Origin of the sequence: Halomonas pelophila (genome assembly GCF_040196315.1) — a bacterium.
Classification (GTDB): domain Bacteria; phylum Pseudomonadota; class Gammaproteobacteria; order Pseudomonadales; family Halomonadaceae; genus Halomonas; species Halomonas pelophila.
Map to the genome: position 1 here is coordinate 139,356 of NZ_JBEGCI010000005.1, position 16,176 is coordinate 155,531.

17 protein-coding genes are annotated in these 16,176 nt (G+C 68.0%); 9 read left to right on the forward strand and 8 right to left on the reverse strand.

The genetic code is table 11. The annotated features are described in order from the left end of the window. The first annotated feature begins 67 nt into the window (after nt 1-67). Nucleotides 68-520: a DUF411 domain-containing protein gene (locus ABE957_RS07160; protein ID WP_349757985.1), complete on the forward strand. Its 453-nt coding sequence runs from the start codon at nt 68-70 to the stop codon at nt 518-520. Nucleotides 521-537: 17 nt separating this feature from the next. Then, nucleotides 538-978 (forward strand): VOC family protein, encoded by a 441-nt coding sequence (locus ABE957_RS07165; RefSeq protein WP_349757986.1) that lies wholly within the window; start codon nt 538-540, stop codon nt 976-978. A 259-nt stretch (nt 979-1,237) separates the two neighbouring features. Here the strand turns inward: ABE957_RS07165 and ABE957_RS07170 are convergent, their stop codons facing one another. Continuing rightward, a complete protein-coding gene (locus tag ABE957_RS07170) occupies nt 1,238-1,642 on the reverse strand; it encodes a DoxX family protein (protein WP_349757987.1) in 405 nt (134 codons plus the stop codon). Nucleotides 1,643-1,740: 98 nt separating this feature from the next. Between ABE957_RS07170 and ABE957_RS07175 the strand changes: the two genes are divergently transcribed. Then, complete coding sequence (locus ABE957_RS07175) at nt 1,741-2,190, forward strand: META domain-containing protein (RefSeq protein ID WP_349758138.1); 450 nt, start codon at nt 1,741-1,743, stop codon at nt 2,188-2,190. A 162-nt stretch (nt 2,191-2,352) separates the two neighbouring features. Next, the gene (locus ABE957_RS07180) at nt 2,353-3,822 is read left to right on the forward strand and encodes a DUF3360 family protein (protein WP_349757988.1); all 1,470 of its coding nucleotides are present in this window, start codon (nt 2,353-2,355) and stop codon (nt 3,820-3,822) included. 80 nt (nt 3,823-3,902) lie between these two features. Here ABE957_RS07180 and ABE957_RS07185 read toward each other — a convergent pair whose 3' ends face one another. From ABE957_RS07185 to ABE957_RS07200, 4 genes are all read right to left on the reverse strand, one after another. Next, nucleotides 3,903-6,749, reverse strand: a complete 2,847-nt coding sequence (locus ABE957_RS07185) for a valine--tRNA ligase (protein WP_349757989.1) — start codon at nt 6,747-6,749, stop codon at nt 3,903-3,905. Nucleotides 6,750-7,010: 261 nt separating this feature from the next. Then, nucleotides 7,011-7,448, reverse strand: coding sequence for a DNA polymerase III subunit chi (locus ABE957_RS07190; RefSeq protein ID WP_349757990.1), 438 nt, complete (start codon nt 7,446-7,448; stop codon nt 7,011-7,013). Nucleotides 7,449-7,655: 207 nt separating this feature from the next. Then, nucleotides 7,656-8,756, reverse strand: a complete 1,101-nt coding sequence (locus ABE957_RS07195; RefSeq protein WP_349757991.1) for a branched-chain amino acid aminotransferase — start codon at nt 8,754-8,756, stop codon at nt 7,656-7,658. A gap of 146 nt (nt 8,757-8,902) precedes the next feature. After that, nucleotides 8,903-10,423 (reverse strand): leucyl aminopeptidase, encoded by a 1,521-nt coding sequence (locus ABE957_RS07200; RefSeq protein ID WP_349757992.1) that lies wholly within the window; start codon nt 10,421-10,423, stop codon nt 8,903-8,905. Between the two features lie 152 nt (nt 10,424-10,575). Between ABE957_RS07200 and lptF the strand changes: the two genes are divergently transcribed. The 5 genes from lptF (at nt 10,576) to bfr (ending at nt 14,166) form a co-directional block, all read left to right on the forward strand. Beyond that, nucleotides 10,576-11,658, forward strand: a complete 1,083-nt coding sequence (lptF, locus tag ABE957_RS07205; RefSeq protein ID WP_349757993.1) for an LPS export ABC transporter permease LptF — start codon at nt 10,576-10,578, stop codon at nt 11,656-11,658. Further along, on the forward strand, nt 11,655-12,719 hold the full coding sequence (lptG, locus tag ABE957_RS07210) for an LPS export ABC transporter permease LptG (protein ID WP_349757994.1): 1,065 nt from the start codon (nt 11,655-11,657) through the stop codon (nt 12,717-12,719). The genes lptF and lptG overlap by 4 nt, the downstream gene beginning before the upstream one ends. An 11-nt stretch (nt 12,720-12,730) precedes the next feature. Continuing rightward, nucleotides 12,731-13,204 (forward strand): RDD family protein, encoded by a 474-nt coding sequence (locus ABE957_RS07215; RefSeq protein WP_349757995.1) that lies wholly within the window; start codon nt 12,731-12,733, stop codon nt 13,202-13,204. Between the two features lie 118 nt (nt 13,205-13,322). Next, nucleotides 13,323-13,529, forward strand: a complete 207-nt coding sequence (locus ABE957_RS07220; RefSeq protein WP_349757996.1) for a (2Fe-2S)-binding protein — start codon at nt 13,323-13,325, stop codon at nt 13,527-13,529. Nucleotides 13,530-13,683: 154 nt separating this feature from the next. Continuing rightward, on the forward strand, nt 13,684-14,166 hold the full coding sequence (gene bfr / locus ABE957_RS07225; protein WP_349757997.1) for a bacterioferritin: 483 nt from the start codon (nt 13,684-13,686) through the stop codon (nt 14,164-14,166). Nucleotides 14,167-14,300: 134 nt separating this feature from the next. Here the strand turns inward: bfr and ABE957_RS07230 are convergent, their stop codons facing one another. The 3 genes from ABE957_RS07230 to ABE957_RS07240 are packed head-to-tail and all read right to left on the reverse strand — an operon-like array spanning nt 14,301 to nt 16,153. Further along, nucleotides 14,301-14,525 carry a DUF1653 domain-containing protein gene (locus ABE957_RS07230; RefSeq protein WP_089852014.1) on the reverse strand — a complete coding sequence of 75 codons (225 nt, stop codon included), beginning with the start codon at nt 14,523-14,525 and terminating at the stop codon, nt 14,301-14,303. A 43-nt stretch (nt 14,526-14,568) separates the two neighbouring features. Further along, complete coding sequence (gene tcdA, locus ABE957_RS07235) at nt 14,569-15,399, reverse strand: tRNA cyclic N6-threonylcarbamoyladenosine(37) synthase TcdA (RefSeq protein ID WP_349757998.1); 831 nt, start codon at nt 15,397-15,399, stop codon at nt 14,569-14,571. Nucleotides 15,400-15,403: 4 nt separating this feature from the next. Further along, nucleotides 15,404-16,153: a pseudouridine synthase gene (locus ABE957_RS07240; RefSeq protein ID WP_349757999.1), complete on the reverse strand. Its 750-nt coding sequence runs from the start codon at nt 16,151-16,153 to the stop codon at nt 15,404-15,406. Nucleotides 16,154-16,176 lie beyond the last annotated feature (23 nt).

The following is a 16,176-nucleotide window of genomic DNA, read 5'->3' on the forward strand; positions in this document are numbered from 1 at the left end:
CCGGGGTGGCAGTGGAGCCGGGAGATGCCCGACAATCGACGACACCTTAACCCTTGGAGTGCCCGTCATGACACCACTGCACCGCCTGATCCTCGCCGGCGCCCTGCTGACCGCCGCCGCCAGCCCCGCCTGGGCCGAGGCGCCTCTGGTGGAGATGCACAAGGATCCCAACTGCGGCTGCTGCACGGCCTGGGCCGAGCACATGGAGGAAGCGGGATTTGAGGTGCGGCAGCACGAGACCCGCGACATGCGCGCGGTCAAGATCGAGCACGGCCTGACGCCGGGGCTCGCCTCCTGCCATACGGCGGTGGTCGACGGCTACGTGATCGAGGGCCACGTGCCGGCATCGGACGTTCGCCGCCTGCTGGACGAGCGGCCCGACCTGGCGGGTCTGGCCGTGCCGGGCATGCCCCACGGCTCCCCCGGCATGGAGACCGGACGTCACGACGACTATACCGTGTTGGGCTGGCGCCATGACGATCGCACGCCGTCGGTCTTTGCCGAGTACACCCACGACTGAAGCGACAGGAGTCTGTCATGCAGTATCTGCACACCATGGTCCGCGTCAGCGACATCGATGCCTCGCTGCACTTCTACTGCGACCTGCTGGGGCTCAAGGAAGTGCGCCGCAAGGAGAACGAGAAGGGCCGCTTCACGCTGGTCTTTCTCACCGCCCCCCAGGACGAGGCGCGCTCGGCCGAGCTCCAGGCGCCGGAGATCGAGTTGACCTGGAACTGGGACCCGGAAGAGTACGGCGGCGGGCGCAACTTCGGCCACCTGGCCTACCGGGTGGACGACATCTACGCCCTCTGCGAGCACCTCCAGGCCAACGGCGTGACCATCAACCGCCCGCCCCGCGACGGCCACATGGCCTTCGTCAGGAGCCCCGACGGCATCTCGGTGGAGCTGCTGCAGTCAGGCGATGCCCTGCCGCCCAAGGAACCCTGGGCATCCATGGAGAACACCGGCACCTGGTGAGGAAGGACGGATTTCCTGCTGCGCCCGACGACCCACATGGAGGTGGGAAGTGTGTTGGTTCGTCGGGAACAAACCTAGCCAGGCTGGTCGCCGGCGGTGTCGAGGCGTCGAACCGTCGCCATCCTCAGGTAGCAGGCTACACTCCGGTGGCTGTGCTCCGGCGTTGACCAGCCTCTCTTCGCTCGCGACGGAAATCTATCCTTCCTCATTGGAAGCTTGTAACAGCAAAACGGTGGTCTGGCGGGGAGTGTGTCGCGACTCAGTCCGGCCGCCAGGCCATGCGCCCGCTGCCCAGGAAGACCAGCGCCAGGGCCGAGAGGAAGAACATGCCCTGCAGCTCCAGCTGCCAGCCGCCGCTGTCGCTGAGCATGAACACCTCGCCGGTGTGTACCAGCAGGAAGGCCACCAGCATGTTGCCGGCCATCAGCAGCCCGGCCAGGCGGCTCTGCCAGCCCACGATAGCCATGATCGGCGCGAGCACCTCGCCGATCAGCACCCCGTAGGCCAGGAAGGAGGGCAGGCCATAGCCCTGGAGCATCCCGCCGATCCAGTCGAGGCTGCCCGGGTTGAGCAGCTTGGCCACGCCGTGGAAGAGTATCAGGCCGCCCACGGCGAGGCGCAGGATCAGCTTGCCGAGGGCGTCGTTGTGAAGCGCTTTGAGCATGCGGGGACCTCCTGGTCCGGCGGAGAATTGTCTCGATGCCCCGGCTGGGGCAAGCTTGGCGCCGGACCATCGCCCCGCGCCTCAAGGAAGATACCATGATGATCAAAACGTTACGCAATATCGCTCTGCTCGCCGCCGGGACCCTGCTGCTCGCCGCCTGTCGCGGTGGGCCGGCCCCCGAAGTCGTCGACGAGCCTTCGGCCCGCCTCGAGGGGCCGGTGGTCGAGCAGCGCTGGAACCTGCTGCTGGTGGGTACCAGCGAGCGCCTCGACATGCCCACGCGGCCCTACTTCGTGATCGACGGCGAGGGGCGGGTGAGCGGCAGCGACGGCTGCAACCGGCTGACCGGCCAGGCAGCGCTGGGCGATAACCAGCGGATCGCCTTCACCGAGCTTGCCACCACGCGGCGCGCCTGTCCCCGGGCCGAGGATGCCGCCCGGGTGACCGGGATGCTGGAGAACGCCTATCGCTACCTGATCGATCACGATCGGCTGGTGTTCTTCGGCCCCGATCAGCGGGTGCTGGGGGGCTTTCGCCGCGTCGATTGAGCGTCTCGGGTGTCCAGGTAAGAAGCGGCGCGGCGTCGTCGCCTGCCATGGACCGGGCGCTTCGTTATATTAGCCGAATGTCAGATTGTGGCTCGGGTCGGGCCTCCCTAGAGTGGGCGAGCTTTTTTTCGCCACTCTCTGTCTCCACCCGCAAGTGAGCCCATGACCGACTCCCACGACGACTATCGCCACCGCCGCCGGCCGCGCTCGGCCTTCGCCTCCCGGGCGGAGTACCTGGAGCACGAGCTGCAGAGCATGGCGCCCCGGCGCTGGCGACCCAACCTGCCCGGCCGGGACTACCGCTTCGAACTCGAGGACTGGGTGCCGGCCATGGCGGCCACCATCGGCAAGATCGTGATGGTCGCCGCCATCGTCGCGGCCTTCGCCGGCCAGCTCGGGCTCTCCGACGACTTCGTCATCGAGAACGTCCGCTACGAGATGCTGATCGCCGCGCTGCTGTTCGTGGTGCTGGTCTCGGGCTTCCTCAATCCGACCAGCAACCTGGCCGGCACCCACGGCCCGCTGATCCCGCTGGTGCCGCTGATCGTCGCCTCGGGGGGCCACCCCATGGCGCTGGGGCTGATGATCGGCGCCCTGGGCTTCCTGCTGGGCATCAGCAAGGGCGGCAGCCTGCTGGCCCGGCTGACCGGTAACGGGGTGTGCGGCGGCCTGCTGCTCTACCTGGGCTTCATCGGCATCAGCGGCCAGATCGAGAGCCTGTTCGCCTGGGCCGAGAGCTTCGACATGGCCCACCTGGCGTTCGTGGTGATCATCGCCACGATCCTCATGTACGCCTACCTGGAGCACGTCCAGATGCGCTGGCTGGCGATCCCGCTGGGCGCCCTGCTGGCCGGCGCGCTCTCCTTCGCGATGGGCGCGCCCTTCGAGTTCACCACCGAGCCGGGCATCCCCACCCTCAACCCGCTCTACTGGTGGGGCGAGGACTCCGGCTGGCAGCTCGGCCTGCCGTCGTTCCACCACTTCGTCGCCGTGGCGCCCTTCGCGGTGCTGGCGGTGGCTATGTGGTCGCCGGACTTCGTCGGCCACCGGGTCTTCCAGCAGCTCAACTACCCGCCGAAGACCGACCGGGTGGTGATGAACATGGACGACACCATGGTCACCGCCTCGGCCCGCCAGGTGGCCGGCAGCCTGCTGGGCGGCGGCAACATCAGCTCCTCCTGGGGCACCTACATCGTGCCGGCGGCGATCGCCCGGCGCCCGATCCCCGCCGGGGCGGTGCTGACCGGCCTGCTGTGCGTCGTCGCCGCCCTCTGGGGCTACCCGATGGACCTGGCGGTGTGGCAGCCGGTGCTCAGCGTGGCGCTGATGGTCGGGGTCTACGTGCCGCTGCTCGAGGCGGGCATGCAGATGACCCGCAAGGGCAAGACCACCCAGTCCGCGGCGGTGGTGATCTTCTCCTCGGCGCTGGTCAATCCGGTGTTCGGCTGGTCGCTGACGGTGCTGCTGGACAACCTGGGGCTGATCGGCTGCAAGGAGCGCGGCCGCGAGCTCGGCCACATGGGGCGCTGGATCATTCCCGGCGTGGTGTTCGCGGTCCTCTGCACGGTGATGGCGGGCATCGGGATGTTCCCGGGCGTGCCGGCGCTGTGGGAGAGCTTCCGCGGGCTCTAGGCCCTCGCGATGCGCAACAGAAGGGGCCGGGCGCGTGGCGCCCGGCCCCTCGGTCGTTCGGGATCACGACCCGCGTGCGATCAGAGCGCGTCGATCTTCTCGCGCTGCTCGACCAGCAGCCGGCGCGCGGCCTCGAAGTCGGCGAGCTTGGCACGCTCCTTCTCGACCACCGTTTCCGGCGCCTTGGCGACGAAGCTCTCGTTGCCGAGCTTTTTCTCGATGCCGCCGATCAGCTTCTCCTGCTTGTCGATCTCCTTGGCCAGGCGCGCGAGCTCGGTGTCCTTGTCGATCAGGTCGGCCATCGGCACCAGCACCTCCATGTCGCCGACCAGCTGGGTCGCCGAGAGCGGCGCCTGCTCGGGGTCGTCGAGCCACTCGACGCGCTCGAGCTTGGCCAGCTTGGAGAGGAACAGGCGGTTGGCCGCCAGGCGCTCGGCGTCCTCCGGCCCGCCCTTGGTGAGCAGTGCCTCCAGCGGCTTGCCCGGGGCGATGTTCATCTCGGCGCGGATGTTGCGCACCGCCACGATCACGCCCTTGAGCCACTCGATGTCGCGGGTCGCCGCCTCGTCGACCAGCGCCTCGTTGGCCAGCGGCCAGGGCTGGTTCATGATCGAGTCGCCGTCCGCCGCGCGGGTGCCGGCGAGCGGCGCGACGCGCTGCCAGATCTCCTCGGAGATGAAGGGCATCATCGGGTGGGCGAGGCGCAGGATCGCCTCGAGCACCCGCACCAGGGTACGGCGGGTGCCGCGCTTGGCGGCGTCACTGGCGCCCTCGTCCCACAGCACCGGCTTGGAGAGCTCCAGGTACCAGTCGCAGTACTCGTTCCAGACGAAGTCGTAGAGCGCCTGGGAAGCGTGGTCGAAGCGGAACTCCTCCATCGCCCGGGTCACCTGGGCCTGGGTCTGCTGCAGGCGCGAGACGATCCAGCGGTCGGCCAGCGACAGCTCGACCTCGCCGCCGTCGGCGCCGGTGTCCTGGCCCTCGGCGTTCATCAGCACGTAGCGCGAGGCGTTCCATAGCTTGTTGCAGAAGTTGCGGTAGCCGTCCAGGCGGCCCATGTCGAACTTGATGTCGCGCCCGGTGGTGGCCTGGGAGAGGAAGGTGAAGCGCAGGGCGTCGGTGCCGTGGGGCTCGATGCCCTCGGGGAACTCGGCGCGGGTGGCCTTGGCGATCGCCTTGGCCTTCTGCGGCTGCATCATGTTGCCGGTGCGCTTCTCGACCAGGGTCTCCAGCGCGATGCCGTCGATCAGGTCGATGGGGTCGAGCACGTTGCCCTTGGACTTGGACATCTTCTGGCCCTGGCCGTCGCGCACCAGGCCGTGCACGTAGACCTGCTTGAAGGGCACCTCGCCGGTGAACTTGAGCGTCATCATGATCATCCGGGCGACCCAGAAGAAGATGATGTCGAAGCCGGTGACCAGCACGCTCGTCGGATGGAAGGTGGCGAGCTCCTCGGTCTGCTCGGGCCAGCCCAGGGTGCCGAAGGTCCAGAGCCCGGAGCTGAACCAGGTGTCGAGCACGTCCTCGTCCTGGGTCAGTTCGAGATCGGCGGGCAGGCCGTGCTTCTCGCGGGCCTCGGCCTCGCTTCTCGCCACGTAGACGTTGCCCTCGGCGTCGTACCAGGCGGGGATGCGGTGGCCCCACCAGAGCTGGCGGGAGATGCACCAGTCCTGGAGGTCGCGCATCCAGGCGAAGTACATGTTCTCGTAGTTTTTCGGCACGAACTCGATGTCGCCGTTCTCCACCGCGGCGATGGCGGGCTTGGCGAGCTCCTCCACGGCGACGAACCACTGATCGGTGAGCAGCGGCTCGATGACGTCGCCACTGCGGTCGCCGTAGGGCAGGGTGTTGCTGACCGTCTCGACCTGCTCGAGCAGGCCGGCGGCGTCCATGTCGGCGACGATGCGCTCGCGGGCCTCGAAGCGGCCGAGGCCGGCGTAGGCGGCGGGCAGGCTCGGGTCGACGTCGGGGAGCGGGCGACCCTGGAGGTCGAACGCCTCGGCGGTCTCGCGCACCGCGGCGTCCTGGGTGAAGACATTGATCAGCGGAAGGCCGCAGCGCTTGCCGACCTCGTAGTCGTTGAAGTCGTGGGCCGGGGTGATCTTCACGCAGCCCGAGCCCTTCTCCATGTCGGCGTGCTCGTCGGCCACCACCGGGATGCGGCGCCCGACCAGCGGCAGTTCGACGAACTTGCCGACCAGCGAGGCGTAGCGCGGATCCTCGGGGTTGACCGCCACGGCACTGTCGCCGAGCAGGGTCTCGGGGCGGGTGGTGGCGACCACCAGGTAGCCCTTGCCGTCGTCGGTGGTGACGCCGTCGGCCAGCGGGTAGCGGAAGTGCCAGAAGCTGCCCTGCTGGTCGCGGTTCTCGACCTCGAGATCGCTGATCGCGGTGTGCAGGGTCGGGTCCCAGTTGACCAGCCGCTTGCCGCGGTAGATGAGGTTCTCTTCATGCAGGCGCACGAAGACTTCCTGCACGGCCTTGTAGAAGCCGTCGTCCATGGTGAAGCGTTCGCGGCTCCAGTCGACGCTGGCCCCCATGCGGCGCAGCTGGCGGGTGATCTCGCCGCCGGATTCGTGCTTCCACTCCCAGATCTTGTCGGTGAAGGCCTCGCGCCCGAGGTCGTGGCGGCTCTTGCCCTCTTCCGCGGCGACCTTGCGCTCCACCAGCATCTGGGTGGCGATGCCGGCGTGGTCGGTGCCGACCTGCCACAGGGTGTTGCGCCCCTGCATCCGCCGCCAGCGGGTCAGGGTGTCCATGATGGTGTCCTGGAAGGCGTGGCCCATGTGCAGGCTGCCGGTGACGTTGGGCGGCGGGATCATGATGGAGAAGGGCTCGCCCTCGCCGGAGGCGGCGAAGCGGTTGTCGGCCTCCCAGCGCTCGTACCAGCGGGTTTCGATCTGCTCGGGTTGGTAGGTCTTGTCCATGGGGGCTTCCGGGTGTTCAGGGTGGCGTCGAGGCACGGCAGGCCGCGTCATGGCGGCGCCGCAGGGCGCGAAAAATGGGCCCGATTATAGCCTGCCCGGCGGGCCGGCGTCATGGGCGAGGGCCATGGCTGCCGGGACTCCGTCGACAGGTCTTCGAGCGGGGCCGGCCCTCCGGGGGCGCTGTGAACCCTTCCCTGGGCGCTACCGACGCCATCCCTGGCGTAGGACCCCCTCTGTGACCTGTCCCCGGCGTGCTATCTCTCAGGCTTGAGCGCGCAGGTGGTGCGGGGTGACCGGGTAGCCGCGCTTCTTGTAGGTCTGCCAGCACTCGCGCTTGGCGGTGAGCACGTCCTGGTGCTGGTTGATGATCTCGGCGACCCGCTCGAAGCGCGAGAACCACTCCGGGATGCCCGGGTGCAGGTTGAGCAGCGCCTGGGCGCCGGGCTCCGGCGGGCCCTCCCAGCCGATGGTCACCGGCACCGTCGCCTCCTGGTCGCTGCCGAGCAGGGCGTGGGGCAGGTAGGCGTCGGGGCGGAAGGTCCACAGCCGGTCGTCGAGCTCGCGGGCCATGGCCTCGTCCTCGGCATGCAGGTGCAGCCGATACCCCTTGCGGTAGATCGTCTCGGCAAGCCGGCAGGCGAAGCCGAAACGGGCGGCCAGGGTGGTGTCGGGGAGGATATAGAAATCGATGCGGGTCATGAGACTCCGTCTAAAACGGACTGCGCTCGGCCATACGGCGTTAAAAATCGGCTCAAGATACTCGTTTAACAACCAGTAAACTCCGTTCTTTCGCCGATTTTTGCCTTGTCTGGCCTTCGCTCGTCGGCGTTTTATCTCGGAGTCTTGAGAGGCAATGGAGCTGTCTTGCCCCCGGCAAAGGCCGTCTTGCCGGGGGCCGGGAAGGGCTCAGGCGAGTCGGGTCAGCCAGCCGCGGGTGTCCTCGCTGCGACCGTACTGCAGGTCGAGCAGGCGGGTGCGAAGGCGCTTGGCCACCTCGTTGTCGCCCTCGGCGGCGAGCCGGATGCTGCCCTCCTCGGTGACCAGCTCGCCCACCGGAGTGATCACCGCGGCGGTGCCGCAGGCGAAGACCTCGGTGATCTCGCCGGAGGCCGCGCCCTCGCGCCACTCGTCGATGCTGATCGGGCGCTCCTCGGGGGTCAGCCCCTCGTCGCCGGCCAGGGTCAGCACCGAATCGCGAGTCACGCCCTCGAGGATGGTGTCGGTGAGGCGCGGAGTGACGATGCGGCCGTCCTTGAACACGAAGAACAGGTTCATGCCGCCGAGCTCCTCGATCCACTTGTTCTCGGCGGCGTCGAGGAAGGCCACCTGGCTGCAGTCGTGGGCCGCGGCCTCCTTCTGGGCGGCCAGCGAGGCGGCGTAGTTGCCGCCGCACTTGGCGAAGCCGGTGCCGCCCGCGGCGGCGCGCTTGTAGTGCGAGGAGAGCCAGATCGAGACCGGCTTCACGCCGCCCTGGAAGTAGGCCGCCGCTGGCGAGGCGATGACGTAGTAGTCGACCTCATGGGAGGGGCGCACGCCGAGGAAGGTCTCGCTGGCGATCATGAAGGGACGCAGGTAGAGGCTCGACTCGTCGGTCTCGTCGGCCGGGGTGGGCACCCATGCCTGGTCCTTGGCCAGCAGCGACTTGAGCGAGTCGATGAAGTCCTCGTCGGAGAGCTCCGGCAGCGCCAGGCGGCGCGCGCTGCGACGAAAGCGCTCGGCGTTCTTCTCGGGGCGGAAGGTCCACACCGAACCGTCGGCGTGGCGGTAGGCCTTGACCCCCTCGAAGATCTCCTGGCCGTAGTGCAGCACGGCGGCGGCGGGATCCAGGGTCAGCGGACCATAGGGGCGCACCTCGTGGCCATGCCAGCCGTCGTCGAGGGTCCAGCGCACGTGGGCCATGTGATCGGTGAAGTAGCGACCGAAGCCGGGGTTGGTGAGGATCTGCTCACGGATTTGCGGCGCGGTCGGCTGGGTCGTGGACAGCACGGAAAAACGTTCGATGGACACGGCAAGGGGTCTCCGCTTCTGGCGGGGCGCCGTCGGGCGCCCTCGACAAGAAAAAGGGAACCGGGCCGGCGAGGGCCCGGTGCATGAGAATCGTCATCCCACATGAAAAGGTCAGCGTGGGGAAAAGGCAACCCCGCCGGCGGCGATCAGTCGTCGGCGACCTCGACCTCGCTGTCGGCCTCGCGGTCCAGCAGGTACTGTGTCAGCAGGCCGACGGGACGTCCGCTGGCGCCTTTCTCCTTGCCCGAGGTCCAGGCGGTGCCGGCGATGTCCAGGTGCGCCCAGGGGAACTTGTCGGCGAAGCGCGAGAGGAAGCAGGCGGCGGTGATGGTGCCGGCCGGGCGGCCGCCTATGTTCGCCAGGTCGGCGAAGTTGGAGGAGAGCTGCTCCTGGTACTCGTCCCACAGCGGCAGGTGCCAGGCGCGATCCCAGGCGGTCTCGCCGGCATCCAGGATATCCAGCGCCAAGTCGTCGTCGTTGGACAGCAGGCCGGTGGCGTGGTGGCCCAGGGCGATGATCGCCGCGCCGGTCAGGGTGGCGATATCGACGACGCTGGCCGGTTCGAAGCGCTCGGCGTAGGTCAGGGCGTCGCACAGCACCAGGCGGCCCTCGGCGTCGGTGTTGAGCACCTCCACGGAGAGGCCCTTGAGGGTCTGGATGATGTCGCCGGGCTTGGTGGCGCGGCCGTCGGGCATGTTCTCAGCGGCGGCGACGATGGCCACCAGGTTGATCCTGGGCTTGATGGCGAGCACCGAGGTGACGGTGCCGAACACGCTGGCGGCGCCGCACATGTCGAACTTCATCTCGTCCATGGCTTCGCCGGGCTTGAGCGAGATGCCGCCGGTATCGAAGGTGATGCCCTTGCCGACCAGCACGTGGGGCGCCTCGTTGGGCTCCTCGGCCCCCTGGTACTTCATGACGATCAGCCGCGAGGGCTGCTCGCTGCCGCGGCCCACGGAGAGCAGGCTGTGGGCGCCCAGCGCCTCCAGCGCCGTCTCGTCGAGGATCTCGGCGGTCAGCGCGCCGCCGGACTCGGCGGCCAGCTGCTCGGCGCGCTCGGCCAGGTAGCTCGGCGTGCAGACGTTGCCGGGCAGGTTGCCCAGGGTGCGGGTGGTCGCCACGCCCTGGCCGATGGCGTCGCCGATGCGCGCGCCCTGGCGGGCCGCGTCGGCGTCGCCCTGCTCGCTGATCAGCAGGGTGACCTTCTCCAGGCGCGGGGCGGGCGCCTTCTCGGACTTGAAGTCGTCGAAGCGGTAGACGGCGCGATGCGCGGCCTCGGCCACCATGCGCGCCTTCCAGTCGCAGCCGCGGTCGGCAACCGGCACGTCGGCGAAGGCCACGGCGATGTCCTCGGCGGGCAGCGGCGCGATGGCGGTAAAGGCGGCGTCCACGGCCTTGCGGAAGGCGCCTTCATTGCACTTGCCGCGCTCGCCCAGCCCCACCAGCATCAGTCGGTCCGTGTTGAGCCCCGGGGCGAAGGGCACCATCAGGACATTGCCCAGCTTGGCCTCGAAATCGCCGCGCTCGATCAGCTGGCCGATCAGCCGCTCGCTGGCGTTGTCGAGCTTGGCGGCGGCCGGCAGCAGCTCGCCGTCCTTGAATACCGGTACCACGAGACAGGCCGTCTCGACCTTGGCGGGATTGGCCGTCTGAACGGGGAATTCCATGGAGTCTCCACAAGACAAGCTTTGGGGTTACAAGCGAAGGGGGATTCTGGATAATGCCGGCACGTTGCCGAGTCATCCCAGTGTACCCAAGGCAAGGCGTCATTGCATGGAAGATGGCCGGGCACCGGGGGGTGTCCAGCCGGGAGACAACGTTGATCATATTTCGTTACCTGACCCGTGAAATCCTGCTGACCATGTCCGCGGTGGCCGGCGTGCTGTTGCTGGTGATCATGGGCAGCCGCTTCATCCGCTACTTCTCCAACGCGGCGGAAGGGGAGATCCCGGTGAGCATCCTCGGCACCCTGATGCTCTTCCACCTGCCGGGCTTTCTTGAGCTGATCCTGCCGCTGGCCTTCTTCCTGGGGATCCTGCTCGCCTACGGCCAGCTCTACCTCAACAGCGAGATCACCGTGCTGGTGGCCTGCGGCACCAGTCCCCATCGCCTGCTGCAGGTCAGCCTGGTGCCGGCGACGCTGGTGGCGCTGCTGGTCGGGGTCTGCAGCCTGTGGCTGACCCCGGCCGGCGCCCTGCACAACGAGGTGCTCCTCGAGGAGCAGCGCAGCCAGCTCGACTTCACGGCCCTGGCGCCGGGGCGCTTCCAAGACTTCGGCGGCGGTCGCACGGCCTACACCGAGGGCTTCAACGACGACGGCACGCGGATGCAGGAGGTGTTCATCAGCGAGCGCCAGTCGCGCAGCGACGACACCCCCTCGACCGTGGTGACTCGGGCCGGTGCCGGCTACCAGACCGTCGATGAGGAAACCGGCAGTCGTTTCCTGGTGCTCGAAGACGGCGAGCGCTACAGCGTCGACCCCGGCCGCGCCCAGGCCGAGCGCCTCGAGTTCGGCACCTACGCCGTGCGCCTCTCCGGCGCCGCCCAGAGCCCCGAGCTCGATGCTCCGGAGTATGCCACCACTGCTGCGCTGTTCAGCGCCGAGGCCCTGCCGGCCCTGGCCCAGCTGCAGTGGCGCCTCGGCCTGCCGCTGATGGTCTTCATCCTGACCTTGCTGGCCATGCCGCTGTCGCGGGTCAACCCGCGCCAGGGGCGCTTCTCCAAGCTGCTGCCGGCGATCTTCCTCTACGTGGCCTACCTCAGCCTGCTGCTGGCGGCGCTGGACGCCATCGGCCGCGGCAGCTGGCCGGTGGCGATCGGCATGTGGCCGATCCACGGCGGCTTTCTGGCCATTGGCCTGGCCATGATGGCCAGGGCCCAGCGCAAGGGAATGAGCGGATGATCACCGACCGTCTCGATCGCTATATCGCCCGCAACGTGCTGGGTGCCATCCTCGTCGTGCAGGTCGTGCTGCTGGGGCTGGACCTGGTGATCACCTATATCAACGACCTCGGCGACGTCGAGGGCGACTACGGCGCCTTTCAGGTGCTGCTCTACCTGCTGATGCGCCTGCCCTGGCGCTTCTATCAGTATGCGCCGGTGGGGGTGCTGATCGGCGCGCTGATTGGCCTCGGCAGCATGGCCTCGAGCAATGAGCTGACCGTGATGCGCGCCGCCGGTCGCTCCCTGGTGCGCATCCTCTGGGGGGTGATGAAGCCGATCATCCTGGTGATCCTGGTGGTGCTGACCATCGCCGAGTTCGTCAGCCCGCGCACCGAGCAGTTCGCCAGCGCCTGGCGCCTCGAGCAGATGCAGGGCGAGGGCGCGCTGCTCACCCAGCGGGGCGGCTGGCAGCGTGAGGGGGACGACGTCTACCGCTTCGGCGCCATCCGCGCCGACGATACCGTGCTCGATCTGACCCGCTATCGCTTCGAGGGCCGCACGCTCACCGAGGCGCTGAGCGCCCGCCAGGCAGTCTGGCAGGGCGACCACTGGCAGCTCAGGCAGGTCGCCGTGACCCGTTTCGACGAGGGGCGCACCGAGGCTCGGCACCACGACACCCTGCCCTGGGAGACGAGCATGACCCCCGCGCAGCTCGACCGGCTGCTGCGCGACGTCGAGACTCAGGCCCCCAGCGAACTGTGGAACTACGCCCGCTATCTGCGCGAGCAGGGACAGCAGGCGACCCAGCCGCTGCTCTATTTCTGGCAGAAGATGCTGATGCCGCTGACCATGGCCTCGCTGGTGCTGGTGGCGGCCTCCTTCGTGTTCGGTCCCCTGCGCACCGTGGCGGCCGGCACCCGGGTCTTCTACGGGGTGATCGTCGGCCTCTCCTTCAAGTACCTCCAGGACCTGCTGGGGCCGGCGTCGACGGTGTTCGGCTTCTCGCCGGCCTGGGCGGTGCTGGCGCCGACCCTGCTGTGTGCCGGGGTGGGCCTGTACCTATTGCGCCGTACCGGCTGAACGAGGATTCCATGCAGCGACGTTTCGATCGACTCGACGAAGTCTGGCCGGCCGGCCTCGGCCGGCGGCTGGGCGCCATGCTCTACGATGGCCTGCTGGTGCTGGCGATCTGGATCGTCATCGCCGCGCTGCATCTGGCAGTGGTGCGGCTGGTGCTGGCGGTGCCTGCCGAGCAGGTCGGCCTGGGCGCGGCTCAGGTGCTCTCGCTGCGCCTGCTGATGGCACTCGGCGCCTTCGTGTTCTTCGCCTTCTTCTGGACTCGCGGCGGCATGACGCTCGGCATGCAGGCCTGGCGGCTCAGGGTGCAGACCCTCGACGGCTGCTCGATCACCGCCCTCCAGGCGCTGCAGCGTTTCCTGGTGGCCGGCATCTCGCTGGCCGCCTTCGGCCTTGGGTATCTGTGGATCCTCTTCGACGACGAGAAGCGCAGCTGGCCGGATATCGTCTCCGGCACCCGGGTGGTGGTGCTGCCCAAGACCCGCTGAGCGCCTTGGCAGCGTCGGGCCAGAAAACCTGATATCGATCAGATTTACACCGCGCGGCGCTTGCGGTTACCCATGCGAATCATTTACATTCACTTCATGATCAGCGTGGGGTGATGACATGTACGTATGTCTCTGCAAGAACGTGACCGACCATCGAATTCGCGGCGCCGTCGAGGAGGGCGCACGCAGCTGGCGCGAGGTCCAGCAGCAGACGGGGTGCGCGACCCAGTGTGGCAAGTGTGCCAGCACGGGCAAGGACATCACCCGCGAGGCCATCAAGGCTGAGATGAGTAACGCCGCCGAGTGGCTCGCCTACGCCGTTTGACAGAAATCGTTATCGTTCGCCTTGGTTTTACAAACCCATGATTTGATTGAGTTATCTCTGGCGATGTCTACACTGTGACGCCACGGGCTGGCCAGGCCGTCGTGCCCATGCCAAGCTGGAATCGTGTACTGACAACCGTGATCGAGGTAATGAGATGAAAGGCGACAGCAAGGTCATCGAGCACCTGAATACTGCGCTCGGCAACGAGCTGGTGGCGATCAACCAGTACTTTCTGCATGCCAAGATGTACAAGGACTGGGGCCTGAAGGCGCTGGCCAAGTGGGAGTACGACGAGTCCATCGAGGAGATGAACCACGCCGACAAGCTGATCGAGCGGATCCTGTTCCTCGAAGGCGTTCCCAACCTGCAGGATCTGGGCAAACTGCACATCGGCGAGAACGTGCGTGAGATGCTCGAGAGCGACCTCAAGATCGAGCACGAAGGCCGCCAGGACTACATCGAGGCGATCACCTACTGCGAGCAGGTCAAGGACTACGTCAGCCGCGACCTCTTCCGTGACATCCTCGCCGATGAGGAAGACCACATCGATCATATCGAGACCGAGCTGGGCCTGATCGACAAGGTCGGCATCGAGAACTACCTGCTCAAGCAGATGCAGGAAGCCGGCGACGAGTAACGCCCGCGCGGCAACCGCTCGACCGGAACTGGCTTTACCAGAAGACAGAGCGCCCCGTGGCCTGCCGCCACGGGGCGCTCTGTCGTTAATGGGGCTTCATCATGCCAAGGGGCTTCTTCATGGAAGGCCCTTCGTTATGGAAAGGCCTTTTCCAGGGCGAAGCGTGGCACCGGCTCGCCCTGCACCTCGACGGTCTCGAGGAACATGTCCAACGGCCGCGTCCAGAGCCCGTAGTCGCCGTAGAGCGCGCGGTAGACCACCAGCGGCTCCTCGGTCTCGCTGTGCCGGGCGACCCCGAGCACCTCGTAGAGCGGACCCTTGTAGTGGCGGTAGATGCCGCGAGGGGCCTTCTTGTCCATGGCAGCGAATCCTCTGTTGGGTTGGTGATCGTGGGCGTGCGGTTCAGGAGGTGGCGGCGGCCTGTTTCGCCAGCCGGCCCAGCACCCGAGAGGCGGCGGTGAAGCCGAAGCTGCCGGTGACGAAGGTGGCCGCGCCGAAGCCCGAGGCGCAGTCGAGCCGGGTCGCCTCGCTCTCGCCGGGCTTCTGGAAGCAGACCTCGCCGTCGCTGCCCGGGTAGACCAGCTGCTCGTCGGAGTAGACGCACTCCACTGAGAAGCGCCGCTTGGGATTGCGCGAGAAGCCGAAGTCGCGGCGCAGGCGGGCCCGGACCTTGGCCAGCAGTGGGTCGTGCTCGGTGCGGGTCAGGTCGGCCACCCGGATGCGGGTGGGATCGGTCTGGCCGCCGGCGGCACCGGTCACCACGATCGGCAGCTTGCGGCGCTTGCACCAGGCGATCAGCGCCGCCTTGGCGACCACGCTGTCGATGGCGTCCACCAGCTGGTCGGCATCCTCGGGGATGCGCTTGGCCAGGTTGGTGGGCGTCACGAAGGCGCTGTCGGCCACCACCTCGATGCCCGGCTGGATGGCCCGGCAGCGCTCGGCCAGCACCTCCACCTTGGGACGGCCGATGGTGCCGTCCAGGGCGTGCAGCTGACGATTGACGTTGGAGACGCAGACGTCGTCCAGGTCGATCAGCGTCAGCTTGCCGATCCCCGAGCGCGCCAGCGCCTCCACCGTCCAGCTGCCCACGCCGCCCACGCCCACCACCACCACGTGGGCGGTGCGGAAGCGCTCGGCGGCTCGCCGGCCATAGAGCCGGCGGATGCCGCCGAAGCGGGCCTCGAAGTCGTCGGGCGCAGAAGAGGGCGAAGCGAGCGGGGCGGAATCGGTCATGGCATCACGCTTGAGAGGTGGAGCGGGTCGGGGTCGGCAGGTGGCCGGTCCACCCGAACCGTTCGAAGAGGGCCGTCATGGTGGCGTCCAACGGGCAGTGGAGATCCAGGCGCTCACCGCTGACCGGATGATCGAGGGCCAGGCCCACGGCGGCCAGCAGCAGGCGGGGGCAGGCCAGCTGCTCGGCGAAGAAGCGATTGTGGTTGCCCTTGCCGTGCTTGGCATCGCCGATGATCGGATAGCCGCGCCGCGAGAGGTGTCGGCGGATCTGGTGGCGACGGCCGGTGAGCGGGCTCGCCTCCATCAGCGAATAGCGGCTCTGGGGGTAACGGTCCACGCGCACCGGCAGCTCCACGCTGTCGAGCCGGCGGACCTCGGTTACCGCTTCCATGGCGGGCATTTCCGCCTTGGGCCGGCGGCCATCCTCCTCGCGCAGCGGGTAGTCCAGGCGCTCCTGCGCCGGGCCGACGCCGCGCACCACCGCCAGGTAGCGCTTGCTTATTCGTCGCTCGGTGAAGGCCGCCTGGAGCGACGCCGCGATCCGTGAATCCAGGGCGAAGACGATCACCCCGGAGGTAGGGCGATCCAGGCGGTGCACCGGGTAGACCCGCCGACCCAGCTGGTTGCGCAGGCGCTGCAGCAGGAACTCGCGCTCGCCGCGGGCCAATGCGCTGCGATGCACCAGCAGGCCGGCCGGCTTGTGCACGGCGACCAGGTGGTCATCCTGATAGAGAAGGCTGAGCGGTGGCGTCATCGGAGCTTCGGGGCCGGGACAAG

Excerpts from the sequence above, each read along its gene's own strand:
- ABE957_RS07160 (WP_349757985.1), top strand. The coding sequence starts at position 68 with ATGACACCACTGCACCGCCTGATCCTCGCCGGCGCCCTGCTGACCGCC.
- ABE957_RS07165 (WP_349757986.1), top strand. The coding sequence starts at position 538 with ATGCAGTATCTGCACACCATGGTCCGCGTCAGCGACATCGATGCCTCG.
- ABE957_RS07170 (WP_349757987.1), bottom strand. The coding sequence starts at position 1,642 with ATGCTCAAAGCGCTTCACAACGACGCCCTCGGCAAGCTGATCCTGCGC.
- ABE957_RS07175 (WP_349758138.1), top strand. The coding sequence starts at position 1,741 with ATGATCAAAACGTTACGCAATATCGCTCTGCTCGCCGCCGGGACCCTG.
- ABE957_RS07180 (WP_349757988.1), top strand. The coding sequence starts at position 2,353 with ATGACCGACTCCCACGACGACTATCGCCACCGCCGCCGGCCGCGCTCG.
- ABE957_RS07185 (WP_349757989.1), bottom strand. The coding sequence starts at position 6,749 with ATGGACAAGACCTACCAACCCGAGCAGATCGAAACCCGCTGGTACGAG.
- ABE957_RS07190 (WP_349757990.1), bottom strand. The coding sequence starts at position 7,448 with ATGACCCGCATCGATTTCTATATCCTCCCCGACACCACCCTGGCCGCC.
- ABE957_RS07200 (WP_349757992.1), bottom strand. The coding sequence starts at position 10,423 with ATGGAATTCCCCGTTCAGACGGCCAATCCCGCCAAGGTCGAGACGGCC.
- lptG (WP_349757994.1), top strand. The coding sequence starts at position 11,655 with ATGATCACCGACCGTCTCGATCGCTATATCGCCCGCAACGTGCTGGGT.
- ABE957_RS07215 (WP_349757995.1), top strand. The coding sequence starts at position 12,731 with ATGCAGCGACGTTTCGATCGACTCGACGAAGTCTGGCCGGCCGGCCTC.
- ABE957_RS07220 (WP_349757996.1), top strand. The coding sequence starts at position 13,323 with ATGTACGTATGTCTCTGCAAGAACGTGACCGACCATCGAATTCGCGGC.
- bfr (WP_349757997.1), top strand. The coding sequence starts at position 13,684 with ATGAAAGGCGACAGCAAGGTCATCGAGCACCTGAATACTGCGCTCGGC.
- ABE957_RS07230 (WP_089852014.1), bottom strand. The coding sequence starts at position 14,525 with ATGGACAAGAAGGCCCCTCGCGGCATCTACCGCCACTACAAGGGTCCG.
- tcdA (WP_349757998.1), bottom strand. The coding sequence starts at position 15,399 with ATGACCGATTCCGCCCCGCTCGCTTCGCCCTCTTCTGCGCCCGACGAC.
- ABE957_RS07240 (WP_349757999.1), bottom strand. The coding sequence starts at position 16,153 with ATGACGCCACCGCTCAGCCTTCTCTATCAGGATGACCACCTGGTCGCC.